The organism is Rhizobium jaguaris (assembly GCF_003627755.1).
Lineage (GTDB): Bacteria > Pseudomonadota > Alphaproteobacteria > Rhizobiales > Rhizobiaceae > Rhizobium > Rhizobium jaguaris.
The window spans coordinates 89,743-101,909 of the sequence record NZ_CP032695.1; the positions used below are offsets into that span (position 1 = coordinate 89,743).

Sequence of the window (12,167 nt, forward strand, 5' to 3'; positions counted from 1 at the left end):
GCAGTTCGAAACGGATCAGACCTTGCCTGATGGCAAGGCGGAGAGGGACTTTTCTCAGACGGGGGAACAAGCAAACAGGAGCAAGACGATGCGAGTAAGACTAGCCACGGCCGCAATCCTGTTGTTGGCACTCACGATGCCAGCGCACTCCGATCCCGACTGGACGGCGGTCGGCAAAGCGCTCGGTCGATCCGGCGCACAAGTAGCCGGCGGCGTCTACCGCGTGGGACTGCCGCGCACGGACCTGAAAGTCACTCTGGACGGCGTGCAGCTCAAACCAGCCCTGGCGCTCGGCTCCTGGCTGGCATTCAAGCCGACGAGCGACCACGACGCCATGGTCATGGGCGATCTTGTCCTGACCCAGCCCGAGGTCAATCCGGTGATGACGAAGCTCATCGAGAGCGGCATCGACGTGACCGCGCTGCACAATCATCTGCTGCGGTCGGATCCCGCCACCATGTACATGCATGTCCTCGGGCATGGCGATCCGGTCAAGTTGGCGGCAGCGTTACACGCCGCGTTGCAGGAAAGTGGAACGCCGCTTTCCGACTCGCCGGCGAGTGCTCCCTCGGCTGCCGTCGATCTCGATACCTCCGCCATCGATCAGACGCTTGGCCATAAGGGGAAGACGAACGCCGGCGTTTACCAGATCAGCATCCCTCGAGCGGAGACGATCAAGGACGACGGCATGGAGGTGCCGGAAGCCATGGGCTCAGCGATCGCCATCAACTTCCAGCCGACCGATAACGGCAAGGCAGCGATAACAGGCGACTTCGTGTTGATCGCCTCCGAGGTCAATCCTGTGTTGCAGGCGTTGCGCGAGGGCGGAATCGAAGTTACCGCCGTGCACAATCATATGCTCGACGACGAACCGCGGCTGTTCTTCATGCATTTCTGGGCCAACGACGACGTGAATAAGTTGGCACGGGGGCTAAGGTCCGCCTTGGACAAGGTCAATCTTCAGCACTCCTGACCGCATCTAACGGCGGTGGGACAACCTTGTTACCGCCGTTGCACGCGGGCGAGATCTAGTCAAGACGGCTGAAATGCTTCTCCAAGTTCTGCAGGCTTTCGTCCATTGCGAATGCGCTTGACAGATATGGAATTCCGATGTGGCCATAGACGATGGAAAGCTGGCGTTCAGCGGTTTTCTGGTCGATACCGGCGATCTGCTGGCTGTAGATAACGGCAACAAGACCGGTTCTGTCCGCTCCCGATTGACAATGTATGAGGATAGGCTTTGGCGCCGAACGCAGAATGCTGACCAGTTGATCGGCCCTGTCTGGCGTCAATATTTTCGATGCAGACATCTTGAAGTCGATATGCTCGATGCCCAGGCGCCGCGCTGTGTCTATCTCTTGATCGTACCAAGCCCGCTTTTTGTTCTCGCCGCGCAAATTGATGATCGTGCGGATGCCGTTGTCGTGCACGTAGGTCTCGATTTCCGCCGGCGAGAGCTGGGCGGAGCGATAGAGCTCCCCGGGGATCACCTGGTGAAAATTGCCGCTCAGTTGCAGTGCGGCGAGGTAAATGCCGATCCCCAGGATTGGCAGGGCAAGCGTTGCCGCCAGAGCGCCTGCGATTTTCGTCCTGCGTGATCGTGTCGACAGCCACCTCGCCGCTTTTCCTTCCCCTTTCTGTGGGGCATCAGTATCTGTCGACTGTTCAGGGCCATCGCAAGCGTCGCCCGATCGGTCCAAAAGAGCGCTCGTCCCCGAGACGCGGCTGGAAGTGCTGAGCACATTTCTGATACGCGCACTTAGCGTGCTAAGGCTGAACGGCTTGACAAGACAGTCAGCCGCGCCGAGCTGGAGGCTTCTTTGCCTGTCGGTAACTTGATCGTCGGCAGAGATGATGATCGTGGGCGTGGCGGGCGATCGCGCCGACAAATGCGTCAGCAGCTCCAAGCCGCTGCCGTCCGGCAAACCAGGGTCGAGAAGGATCAAGGAATAACATGCTGCATCCACAGCGCGCTTCGCGCCTTGCAGATCGGCTACCCAATCGACATCCCAGCCGTCAGCCGCGACATGATCGCGTAACGCATCCCCCAAGATCGCATCATCCTCGACGAGCAATATTCGCACGGTCGCCCCCATAACCGGACCTGCACGATAGATGCTATGAATTGCTGACACTCGCCTGAATTGGATATATCAAATAACTAAAATATTGGTTTAGTGGCACCCATGCGCGGACTGCCGAATGAAATGACGGATGCTAGATATCCTGCAAATATCCCCCGCTCTCTTCCCCGCCGGAAATCCTCATCGAAACGATCGCCGCTGCAATCGAAGCGAGCAGCAAAGCGATCACCATCGCCAGGTAGCCAACGGGAATTGACAGCGTGTCGGGCGGCGGATCGAAGACACCCGTCAAAAGCTTGACAAGCATCCAAGCCAACAGAATCCCGGACAACAGACCGAAGACCAAACCACCGGCCGCGATCACGATACCTTCGCCCCACAGAAAGGTGGCTATCTGTCCCGGCTTGGCGCCTATGGCTATGAGAATCGCGAAGTCACGACGCCGGTCTGCAAAACCCAGCCACAACATTAGCCCCGCAGCGGAAATGGCGAGACCGAAAGCGAAAGTGAGCTCGATCGCTGTTAGCCCCGAAAGGTCCACTGCGGTCAGGCTGGATCCGATAATATTGGCAGCCGAGCCGATGTCCTTGACCTGAAGTGAAGGATCGACGGACAGAATGCGGCTGACTGTGCGCGCCAGCACCGCTGGGTCATCCGCAGCCTTCATCAACACGTATTCACTCGCCTTGATGCCGGTCATCTTCGCGACATAGGCGGCGTTGGCGACCAGAAACGAATCTTTCGGCGCTGTCGGGAACTCGCGGGCAACACCTAAAAAGACAAATGGAACGGCGTGATATTGGTTATCCGCGCCATTGACCAGCCGCAGATTGATCGTGTCGCCGATCTTCAGTTGGAAGTCCTGCACCGTTTCCTCGGAAACGAGGACACCGTTTGGGGCCGCCGCTAGATCGGCCAGTAATTTGGCGGCTGTTCCGCCGGAGAAATATGCGTCGGAGAGACTGGTGGCCTTGCCGATCGCCGTTGGATCTATGCCATAAAGATCCTGCAAGTCGTTCCCGACATAGGCGAAGCGATGCTGCATGGGCTGAATGCCTTTGACGCCGGGGAGCGCCGCCAGCGCATCGCGTTTTTCGCCGGCGGGGTTGGCCGTCGTACCGAAGACGGTAACGTCGGCACCGTTGGTTAATTCGGCATCGACCAGCGCCTGTGCATTGTAGGTCGTGTTGAAGATTGCGGTCGACGTTGCGAAAGAGACAGCGAGCGCTGTCATGGCAATGCCGGTGGTGATACGGGTGGACTGATGCGAAAGCGCAGCCGAGACAATGGGCGTCAACCGTCCAGCAACGGGACCTATCAGCCATTTCAACACCTTACCATTGCCAGCAATGGCAAGGCCTGAAAGCCTGAGCACCAGCAATGCCGAACCGATCCAGAATAGTGCCGGTGCAATGAAGGCATAATAATTGATCGCCGTTGCTGCCACGCCCTCGGGCGCTAGCACGACCTGATATCCTGTGCTTGCCGATTGCAGGAAGAGCAGCAGCGATGCTGCAAGCAATAGGACGTCAAGCCAAAGCCGTTGCCAAGGCGACGTTTCAGGCCGGTGGATGGCGCGCCGCGCTACGTGCACGCTCCGATAGTGTGCGTTCCGCCATGCGGTAACTTGGAAAGCTGCGAGGGAAAGTAACAGCCCCATAAAAAAAGACAGGGCTATTAGAGGGATGCTGAGCCGCGTGTCGGTACCGAATTGGCTGCTTGCAAATAAAACTGCGACGATCAGACCGGTAGTGGTTCCAATCATCGCGACCACGATCGCCTCCGCCGCAGACAAGATAAGGATATGGTGCGTGTCTGCGCCGCGGATCCTCAACAGGGCCTGCTCCATTCGGCGATGGCCACCGCCTGCCGATGCAATCGCAAAAGTCAACAGGCAAGCCAAAGCGATTCCCGGCACGCCGAGAAAGACAAACAGCACCGTCGCATACAGGGAATCGCCCCTGACAGCGTCGAGGCGTGCACCGAGATTGTTGGCAAGCAAAGCCTGTCCGGCGATACGCGCCTCCAGATTTTTCGCGGCACCTGCGACCTGATTCCAGGCGTCGACCGGACTTGCCGGCAAACGCGCGTGATCGAGGCGGACGTGGAGTTGGACGCGTGTGGTATCCGCGCGCGCTACCTGTTGCGATCCAAACAGGGCCTGCCAAGTCTCCATTGGCAATATCACCACATTGTCCGGCGGCGCCTTCGGCGCGGCCTGCGGCGGCAACCCTACCGCCTGAAACAACGCGTCGGCGTCGGGAAGATCGACGACGCCATCCACCTTCACCGAATAGGGCGGCAAGCCGGCCCGCGTAATGGAGATCGTGTTGCCGGGGACAATAGCGAGATTGGCGGCTGTCTGTTGCGCGACCAGAATGCCGTCGGCGCGACCGGAAAGCAGGCGCATCTCCTTGGGAAAGTCCTTGAGATAATCCCTGTCGAAAGCAACGGCCTTGCCAGGGCCAGTCGTTTGTACGGTGCCACGCGCACTCGCTTCCAGACCGTCTATCGCCGCATAAAACACTTGCCGCTCAGCCGAGATCAGCGCAGCCTTACCGATTGCATCGCTTATCATTGCCGGATCGGCGCCTGGCGAAACCTCCACCTGCCAGTCGATCGGCACGGCCGATACGGCGCGGCGCGTCATGGAGGCGCTGCTATCAGTCAGGAATAAGGAGAGCAAAGTGATCAGGGCTACCGTGACCGCGACACCCATCGCCGTCCCGGCGATCCGGCCGAAGCGGCGGCGCAGCAGTGCCTTGAGCCAAAGCCTTATCATCGGCGGGCCTCCTGCGCCCATGCGTCGATGCTTAGCCGCCCCGCATCAAGCGACCATCTGATATCGAGCCGCGCCGCAACCGCGTCGTCATGGGTAGCCAACACGAAAGCGGCGCCGCTTCTGCCGATGAGATACAGCGCGACGTCCAGGAATTGGCGAGCTGTCGAGCTGTCCAATTGGCCGGTTGGCTCATCCGCCAAGACCAGCCGGGGCTTCGTGATGAGTGCCCGTGCCATGGCGACGCGTTGGGCTTGGCCGCCGGAAAGCTCTTCAGGAAGTTTCTCGGCAAGATCAAGCAGTCCGAATTGATCAAGAAGATCCGTCGCCGCAACTAGCGCATCGTCGCTCCCGTCCAGGAGGAGAAGCGGCAATGCGACGTTCTGGACTACGGACAGGGCGGGAAATAGACTAGGTCTCTGAAATACAAAGCCTATCTTTGCGGGACGAAGCTTTTCACGCGGACCGAGAGCGGGCCAGGCGATGGTGCCGCTTGTTGGAATATCCAGTCCGCCAAGGATATGCAGCAGGGTGGTCTTGCCGCTGCCTGAAACGCCGACGAGCGCAATGCTGTTGCCGGCATCGATATGACAATTTATATCGAAAAGCACCGGCAAGCGCGTCCTGTTGCCATCCGCGAAACTACGGCAAAGACTGTGTGTCTCGGCGAGCGGATCATCCATCATCGAGCCTTCCATCCCGTAGCCGGAGAATCCGATCGGCTTTACTCGCCAATGCCGCACTGTGGGTGGCCAGCAGCGTTGTCTTGCCGGTTGTTCGCCGCGCATCGAGATAGACCATCAAGCTGGCCTCGGCACGACGATCGATTTCGGCGGTCGGCTCGTCGGCCACCAGAACAGGAGGATCGGCGGCGAGCGCGACTGCCAATCCGGCACGGGCCGTCTCGCCGCCGGAGAGCGTTGCCGGGTAAGCCGTGGCACGATGTACGAGCCCCATGACTTTGAGCAATTCGGCAATCCGCTCTTCATCCGCGCTGCCTGTCAGCAACATCGGGAGTCTGATATTTTCTGCGACCGTGAGGTGAGGGAGAAGGTTGTTCGATTGCTGCAGAATGCCGAAGCTCACCGCCCGGATGGCTGCGCGACTTGCTTCCGAGCGGCGTGTAACGCGCCGCCCGCAGACGATCACATGACCTCCATCGGGTTCATCGAGCCCAGTGAGACACGACAGCAGGGTCGATTTACCACTTCCCGACGGGCCAATGACGGCAACCAACTCACCTTCGACAAGTGTGAGGCTGACGCCCCGCAGGGCAGCAATTTCGTGATCGCCGATGTGAAAGAACCGGTAGAGCTCGTGCGCCTCCAGAACGTTCATGATCAATGCCACCGAAACGATTCCGACATCAATTTCCATTGATCGGCATTATCCGCGCCGAGTGGAGCGTAAAGCTCCAACGCAACCAGCTTGCCGTTCTTGAAGAAAAGAAAGCGCTGGTTTTCGAGGCGAATCCGCTTATTCGTCACGGCATTGGGTTCAGAATTCGAGGCATAGTTGATACGGATGGCGTTGCCTGCTGGTAGTTTTACGGCTTTGACGCTACCAATACTGACGGCTCCCGCTTCCTTCTCCAGTCCCGGAATATAATCCTTCCGAACCCCCTCTACAGTCGGCGCACCGGCCATGTCGGACTGGTTGACGACGATCCCGTCGAGCTTGTCGGTGAAACTTACGCCATTCGCCAGGTCGGTGCGCGCCCAGCCCTCTGGCACTTTTAGAGAAAAGCCCAGCCTTGAGACGTAGTCGATGAAAACCTGATTGTCCGGTATGTCTCCGGGAGGATTTTTCTCCGCTGCAGCCGGTGCCTCAGCGGCAAGCGCGCCCTGAAAACTTGCCGGCGATAGCGTCGGCAACAATAAGAGCGCAGCCGATGCGAGAGCGGCCTTGCACAATTCCATTGAGGGCATGAGATAGCTCCTCCCGGCACGTGTTCGCCAATGGAATAAGTATGACATGGCAAGCTTACACATGCCTCGCTGAGGTCTTACGCTTTTGTAAGCTCACAGGCCAGGACAAGCGAGCAGGCAATGCGCCCGTTGCGGTTCCTGTTCCGATTGACTGTAGGAATGAGGAGGCCGAGGCCGAATGGCCTTACCGACGACCGCACTAAGCTATTGGACCGCGGCGGCGTGCCCTAAGTTGCCCTTAATTATTCGATCATATCGGAAGGCAAAGGTTCGGCGGGAAAAGAATGCGCATTCTTCTTGTTGAAGACGATCCGATGGTTGGCCGCAGCCTCAGCCAGGCGCTGGCTGACGCCGGCATGAGTGTGGATTGGGTCGCCGACGGCCGTGCTGGCGAGGAGGCGTTGTTGGCCGGCGGCCATGCGGTCGCCCTTTTGGATCTTGGTCTGCCCGATTCCGACGGTATCCAAGTTTTGGAGAACGTCCGCCGCCACGGCATAAGCACACCAATCGTCGTGATCACAGCGCGCGACGATCTCGATACCCGTGTCAGGGGACTGGACTCGGGCGGTGACGATTTCGTGGTGAAACCTTTTGAAGTGCCGGAAATTCTTGCGCGTATCCGGGCCGTCCTGCGCCGTCACGCCGGCCACGCGACGTCCCGCATCGGTACATCGGAGATTGTGCTCGACCTCGCCTCGCACGAGCTGAGTTATCGTGGACAGACCGAAATGCTGCCAGCGCGCGAGTTTGCGCTGATGCGGGCGCTCGCGGAGCGTCCCGGAACGATCCTGTCGCGGTCGCAGATCGAAGATCGCGTGTACGGTTGGGGCGAAGAGGTTGAGAGCAATGCTGTCGACGTCCTGATTCACTATATCCGGCGTCGTTTCGGCAAGGACGTTATCCGCAATGTTCGCGGTGCCGGCTGGCTGGTGCTGAAATCTTGACGTCGCTTCGCTGGGCCACGACCCTGATATTGGCGGCAGTTTTTTCCGTCCTGGCGGTGTTCGGCGGCGCCGCCTCCTATATCGTCGCACGCAAGGAAAGCAACGAATTCCTGGACCTGCAGCAGCGCCAGATCGCTCGCTATGTTGGCGATCTCACTTTCGTCGCACCCGGCGACGTGGCTTTGCCTCCCCACGATACAGAGGACGACTATGTCGTCGAGGTGAGCTACACGGACGGCCGGGCACCGCGCAGCTCCAATGAAGCAATTGTCATTCCCGATCAGCCGGCTACGGGATTTTCGGAGTTCGACAATGCTATCGGCCACTGGCGCGTATTTTCACTCGTAACGCCGGAGCGAACTGTGCAGGTGGCTCAGCAGACGTTTGTCAGGAAGGAGATAGCGGCCGATGCGGCCATTCGTGCGATCCTGCCCTTCGTTCTGGCCATCCCGGTTTCATGGCTGGTCGTGACACTCGTTGTCGGACGCACCTTTCGCCGACTGGAGCGACTGGCTGACGATATCGCGCGACGCGAAGCGACGGATCAGTCGCCGATTGAAATGGCGATAATCCCTCGTGAAATCCAGCCGCTCATCATGGCCATCAATGATCTCCTGTCGCGTCTGAAACGCTCAATGGCGCGCCAAAGGGAATTTCTCTCGGACGCCGCCCACGAGCTCAGGACACCGCTTGCCGCCCTGACCATCCAGATCGGCAATATCCGGCAGGCGGAAAACAATTCCGAGCTTGATGCGCGATTGGCCGAATTGCAGGCCGGCGCCAGACGCGCGTCCGCGCTCGCATCGCAGCTCCTGCGGATGGCGCGCTATGAAAGCATGGACGGGCCGACGGAACATGAAACGATCCGCCTGGACGAATTGACCAAGGATGTCGTGTCGGGCCTGATCCCGCTTGCGGATCAACGGGGTGTCGATCTCGGTTTTGGCGCGATGGCGTCAGCCGAGGTCACCGGCTCGAATGCCGACCTGCGCGCCTTGCTGGAGATCCTTGTCGACAATGCCGTTCGATATACGCCGTCGGGCGGTATCGTCGATGTCGCCATCGCCGAACGTGCCGGCCGCATCGAACTTTCGGTCAGCGACACCGGTCCCGGCGTTCCAGAGGATATGTTGCCGCGGCTCACCGAGCGCTTTTTCCGGGGCCACCAATCGAATGAAGAGGGTAGCGGCCTGGGACTTGCCATCGCCCGAACGATTGCACAGCGCCACGATCTGGATCTTCTCCTGTCGAATCGCAGGGATTGTCGAGGATTCAGCGCGATCCTGTCATTTCCGCGATTGCAGGATCCTACCGGCTTCTCCGCCCAATCGGGATAGATCCGGGCCAGATAGCTTCGGGATTGCCGGAATATCGCGGCATCCAACCCTCGATACGGGGCCGGCAGTCACGGATCGCCAAGCGCCGCCTTCGCCCGTTTCTCCAACTCCTTTTCGTGACGGCGGAAGAACACCATCCCAGCAAAGACGAATCCGATCGCAACCACGAAAAGCAGCAAGCCGATAGGCCCCTTCACATGTTGAACCTGTTTGCCGAACAGATAGGCCGCGCCGGCGAAGACGGTTGCCCAACACACGCCACCGCAAGCATTCATCAACAGAAAATACCACCAGCGCATGCGGTTTGCCCCTGCAAGAAGAGCGGCGAAAGTACGGAGTAGCGCAACAAATCGTCCGAAAAAGACGATCTTACCGCCGTGTCTCATGAAGAAATATTGGCCGACTTTGAGCCTGTCACTGCCGATACGAAAACGTTCGCCGTAGCGTACCAACAAGGGAAGGCCAATCAACCGGCCAAGCAGATAGCCGATATTGTCGCCGACAATAGCGGCCATGCTTGCGGTCGCCACGACGGCCTGCAGACTGATCAGATGCGTCGAACCGGCATAGAGCGCCGTTGTCACCAACGCGGTCTCCCCCGGAAGCGGCACGCCCATGCTTTCCGCCATGACCAGTGCGAACAGAACCCAAAGGCCATAGGCCTGGATCAGGTCGTGGATGTGTGCTGGGGAAACAATATCAAACAAGCGTTTCCTACAATATTCCGGTGATGAAGCGATCGATCCTCGTATCTTCGCGATATATTGCCCGAACCGCAATGACCGCGATCAAGGCCGTCACTGCGCCGCCCACAACATCGCTGACGTAGTGCGTTCCAACATAGACTCGCGAAAGGGTCACGATCAGAGCCGCCGCGAGGAAGATATATCCGCGGCGCATACCGTAAAGTAGGAAGGTCAGCGCGATTGCGAAACTGGCGGTCGCATGATCGGACGGAAACGAGAAATCGGCGCTCCTAGAGATCAGGAGATGAGTAAGGCCGTTGTCGTAGGGACGCATTCGATGAACGAACAGCAGCACGATCTGGTTGACGGCAAGGCCCAAGAGAAAAGCCATTCCCGTCGCCACAAGAACGTGGCGCGTATGCCTCTTGTCAACCTGCAGCCACCACTGGCCGGCAACTCCCAGTATCATCAAGGGCACGCCGATGGCCGAAACCCAAATCATCGCCGCATCCAGCACCGCGCTTTTGCCCGACCAGGCATTGATCCATTGTGTTGCGGCAATATCGAAATCATACATAGAAAAGGTCCTGTACCAACGATCATGGCGAAACGGACACCGCCATCGCTGGCGATGGTCCGATGTGAGTCAGACGTCTCGGCCCGGAAATAAACTGCTAAAATTAGGACGGAATTAGGCCGCCAAAGGCGGTGGCCTGCGGTCAAAAGGTGCATCCCTTGCTGAAGATGTCCTGTGGAGCTTGGTTGATTTTGAAGATCGTGTATCGCTCCAGCACGCGTTTGCCCGCCCGACGCGCAACTTCGCCGACAGGCTCCATCTGAGGCAGGCATTTTTGCAGCCTCGGAAGCATCCAGGTGGCTTTTGGAATGACCAGCAGGGCCGGTTGTCCAACGAGTTGCGGATCGACCATTTCGAAGGAATAGCGTTCCCGGCTGACGATTTCCTGCACATGCTGAGGATCACCGGCATAGAAGGCGAGCTCGCCCGTGACGCCATAGTCGATCGTTCCGATCCAACGTGCATCATGGAGCGGCCTGTAGCGTGCGATGTCCTGCGACAACTCTTTCCAACCGATAAGCTTATCCGCCGGCGATGGAAAGGACGCCTGCTGTCCGAGAGGCGAAGCGAAATAGAAAAGAGAAGCAACGATCAGACAGATACCGACAGGCGCGGCCAATTTCGTCATGCGGCTCAGGTGACGTGAACCGGCAGAACGCCGCGCACCTTCGGCGGCCATAATAGCCATGGCCGGGTAGACTGGCACCAGCCAGTTGCCCTGGACGCGGCTATGAAGCGAGTGAAGCAACATATAGATGAGCAGCGGAGCTGAAAGCGCAAACAGAAATGCGGCCGACGAGAAGTCGCCGGCGCGCCGTTGTTTCCAAGCTATCCCGACGGCGATGGCGGCGAAGATCGCAATTGCCGGATTGGCAAGCCCGAATTGCCCTGCCAGGAACTCCAGCGTATGCCACGAAGACGGTTGCCCACTATCGATGCGGCCGAACTGTTTAGTAAACGACACCCAGTGATGTTCGAAATTCCAGAAGATAGTGGGCGAGAAGACGACAAGAGCGATCGCGCCCCCAACGAACATGTAAGGGCCAAACAGGCGTTTGCGCGCTTCGGAATCGAGGATCATCCAGAAGACGATGCCAAGGCCGAGAAACAGATTGGTATATTTGGACAGGCAACCGAGACCGGCGAGCAAGCCGACGAGCAACCAAATGCGCCTGTCCCCGCTGCGGCGCAGCCACGCCAGGGCCCATACCGCTAAGGTCCAGAATAGCATCGACGGCGCATCAGGCGTGGCAAACAGCGCTGCAAAACCAATCAGCGGCATCGCATTTAGCCACACACCCGCTCTTACGGCGAGCCGCCGATCGCGATAAAGCTCCCATGAAAGAGCGACGGTGACCGCCGAAACGACCAATACTGACAGGATGGGAAAAAGGCGAATGCCGAGAGGGCTGTCGCCCAGAAGCCGTGTCGAGAGCCAAATCCACCAGGCGATCATTGGCGCATGGTCGTAGTAGCCAGCCGACGGCACCCGGGACCAAAGCCAATAGTAGGCCTCGTCAGGGTGAAGGCCGATCTGAGCGAATATGGCAAACCTGTAGAGCGTCAACGCCGCCGATAGCAGGATGGCAACTTTCCACGGGTTGATCGATTGCGCTTCGGCTTCAGCGCGCACTTCGGATAATCTTCGCGTTGATGACTTGGTTCCAGAGTGGGCCGCCTTCGACACGTCAGACGTATCCGGGCGGTCTATCCGCAATTGCGCGTTACCCATGAGCGGTGAGGGCCTCATCGCCCGAGAGGATCTGAAGGTTGCTGCGGAACGCGGCCGCCTGGAAGGCGATTTGTCGATTTTGCATAATCCATTCCAATCG

Annotated in this window: 11 protein-coding genes; 3 read left to right on the plus strand and 8 right to left on the minus strand. The window is 58.8% G+C overall.

From position 1 onward, the window contains the following. The first annotated feature begins 88 nt into the window (after positions 1-88). Positions 89-973, plus strand: a complete 885-nt coding sequence (locus tag CCGE525_RS22535; protein WP_120706617.1) for a DUF1259 domain-containing protein — start codon at positions 89-91, stop codon at positions 971-973. A 55-nt stretch (positions 974-1,028) separates the two neighbouring features. On the opposite strand, the gene CCGE525_RS39695 is transcribed toward CCGE525_RS22535, so the two are convergent. The 5 genes from CCGE525_RS39695 to CCGE525_RS22565 all read right to left on the minus strand — a co-directional run bounded on the left by CCGE525_RS39695 (position 1,029) and on the right by CCGE525_RS22565 (position 6,791). Beyond that, positions 1,029-2,096 carry a response regulator gene (locus CCGE525_RS39695; protein WP_342637448.1) on the minus strand — a complete coding sequence of 356 codons (1,068 nt, stop codon included), beginning with the start codon at positions 2,094-2,096 and terminating at the stop codon, positions 1,029-1,031. Between the two features lie 121 nt (positions 2,097-2,217). Next, on the minus strand, positions 2,218-4,866 hold the full coding sequence (locus tag CCGE525_RS22550) for an FtsX-like permease family protein (protein WP_120706618.1): 2,649 nt from the start codon (positions 4,864-4,866) through the stop codon (positions 2,218-2,220). Next, the gene (locus CCGE525_RS22555) at positions 4,863-5,549 is read right to left on the minus strand and encodes an ABC transporter ATP-binding protein (RefSeq protein WP_245472264.1); all 687 of its coding nucleotides are present in this window, start codon (positions 5,547-5,549) and stop codon (positions 4,863-4,865) included. The genes CCGE525_RS22550 and CCGE525_RS22555 overlap by 4 nt, the downstream gene beginning before the upstream one ends. Beyond that, complete coding sequence (locus CCGE525_RS22560) at positions 5,539-6,240, minus strand: ABC transporter ATP-binding protein (protein WP_342637449.1); 702 nt, start codon at positions 6,238-6,240, stop codon at positions 5,539-5,541. The genes CCGE525_RS22555 and CCGE525_RS22560 overlap by 11 nt, the downstream gene beginning before the upstream one ends. Then, a complete protein-coding gene (locus CCGE525_RS22565; protein WP_245472265.1) occupies positions 6,204-6,791 on the minus strand; it encodes a P-loop NTPase family protein in 588 nt (195 codons plus the stop codon). Before CCGE525_RS22565 ends, CCGE525_RS22560 begins: the two co-directional genes overlap by 37 nt. A 284-nt stretch (positions 6,792-7,075) precedes the next feature. Between CCGE525_RS22565 and CCGE525_RS22570 the strand changes: the two genes are divergently transcribed. Continuing rightward, positions 7,076-7,735 carry a response regulator transcription factor gene (locus CCGE525_RS22570; RefSeq protein WP_120706621.1) on the plus strand — a complete coding sequence of 220 codons (660 nt, stop codon included), beginning with the start codon at positions 7,076-7,078 and terminating at the stop codon, positions 7,733-7,735. After that, on the plus strand, positions 7,732-9,072 hold the full coding sequence (locus CCGE525_RS22575) for an ATP-binding protein (protein ID WP_120706622.1): 1,341 nt from the start codon (positions 7,732-7,734) through the stop codon (positions 9,070-9,072). The genes CCGE525_RS22570 and CCGE525_RS22575 overlap by 4 nt, the downstream gene beginning before the upstream one ends. 68 nt (positions 9,073-9,140) lie before the next feature. Here the strand turns inward: CCGE525_RS22575 and CCGE525_RS22580 are convergent, their stop codons facing one another. The 3 genes from CCGE525_RS22580 to CCGE525_RS22590 all read right to left on the minus strand — a co-directional run bounded on the left by CCGE525_RS22580 (position 9,141) and on the right by CCGE525_RS22590 (position 11,968). Beyond that, on the minus strand, positions 9,141-9,779 hold the full coding sequence (locus CCGE525_RS22580) for a DedA family protein (protein WP_245472266.1): 639 nt from the start codon (positions 9,777-9,779) through the stop codon (positions 9,141-9,143). Between the two features lie 7 nt (positions 9,780-9,786). After that, a complete protein-coding gene (locus CCGE525_RS22585) occupies positions 9,787-10,335 on the minus strand; it encodes a phosphatase PAP2 family protein (RefSeq protein ID WP_120706623.1) in 549 nt (182 codons plus the stop codon). Between the two features lie 142 nt (positions 10,336-10,477). Then, positions 10,478-11,968, minus strand: coding sequence for an ArnT family glycosyltransferase (locus CCGE525_RS22590; RefSeq protein ID WP_162950267.1), 1,491 nt, complete (start codon positions 11,966-11,968; stop codon positions 10,478-10,480). Positions 11,969-12,167 lie beyond the last annotated feature (199 nt).

Coding starts and splice junctions, on each gene's coding strand:
- CCGE525_RS22535 (WP_120706617.1), top strand. CDS start 89: ATGCGAGTAAGACTAGCCACGGCCGCAATCCTGTTGTTGGCACTCACG.
- CCGE525_RS39695 (WP_342637448.1), bottom strand. CDS start 2,096: ATGGGGGCGACCGTGCGAATATTGCTCGTCGAGGATGATGCGATCTTG.
- CCGE525_RS22550 (WP_120706618.1), bottom strand. CDS start 4,866: ATGATAAGGCTTTGGCTCAAGGCACTGCTGCGCCGCCGCTTCGGCCGG.
- CCGE525_RS22555 (WP_245472264.1), bottom strand. CDS start 5,549: ATGATGGATGATCCGCTCGCCGAGACACACAGTCTTTGCCGTAGTTTC.
- CCGE525_RS22560 (WP_342637449.1), bottom strand. CDS start 6,240: ATGGAAATTGATGTCGGAATCGTTTCGGTGGCATTGATCATGAACGTT.
- CCGE525_RS22565 (WP_245472265.1), bottom strand. CDS start 6,791: ATGCCCTCAATGGAATTGTGCAAGGCCGCTCTCGCATCGGCTGCGCTC.
- CCGE525_RS22570 (WP_120706621.1), top strand. CDS start 7,076: ATGCGCATTCTTCTTGTTGAAGACGATCCGATGGTTGGCCGCAGCCTC.
- CCGE525_RS22585 (WP_120706623.1), bottom strand. CDS start 10,335: ATGTATGATTTCGATATTGCCGCAACACAATGGATCAATGCCTGGTCG.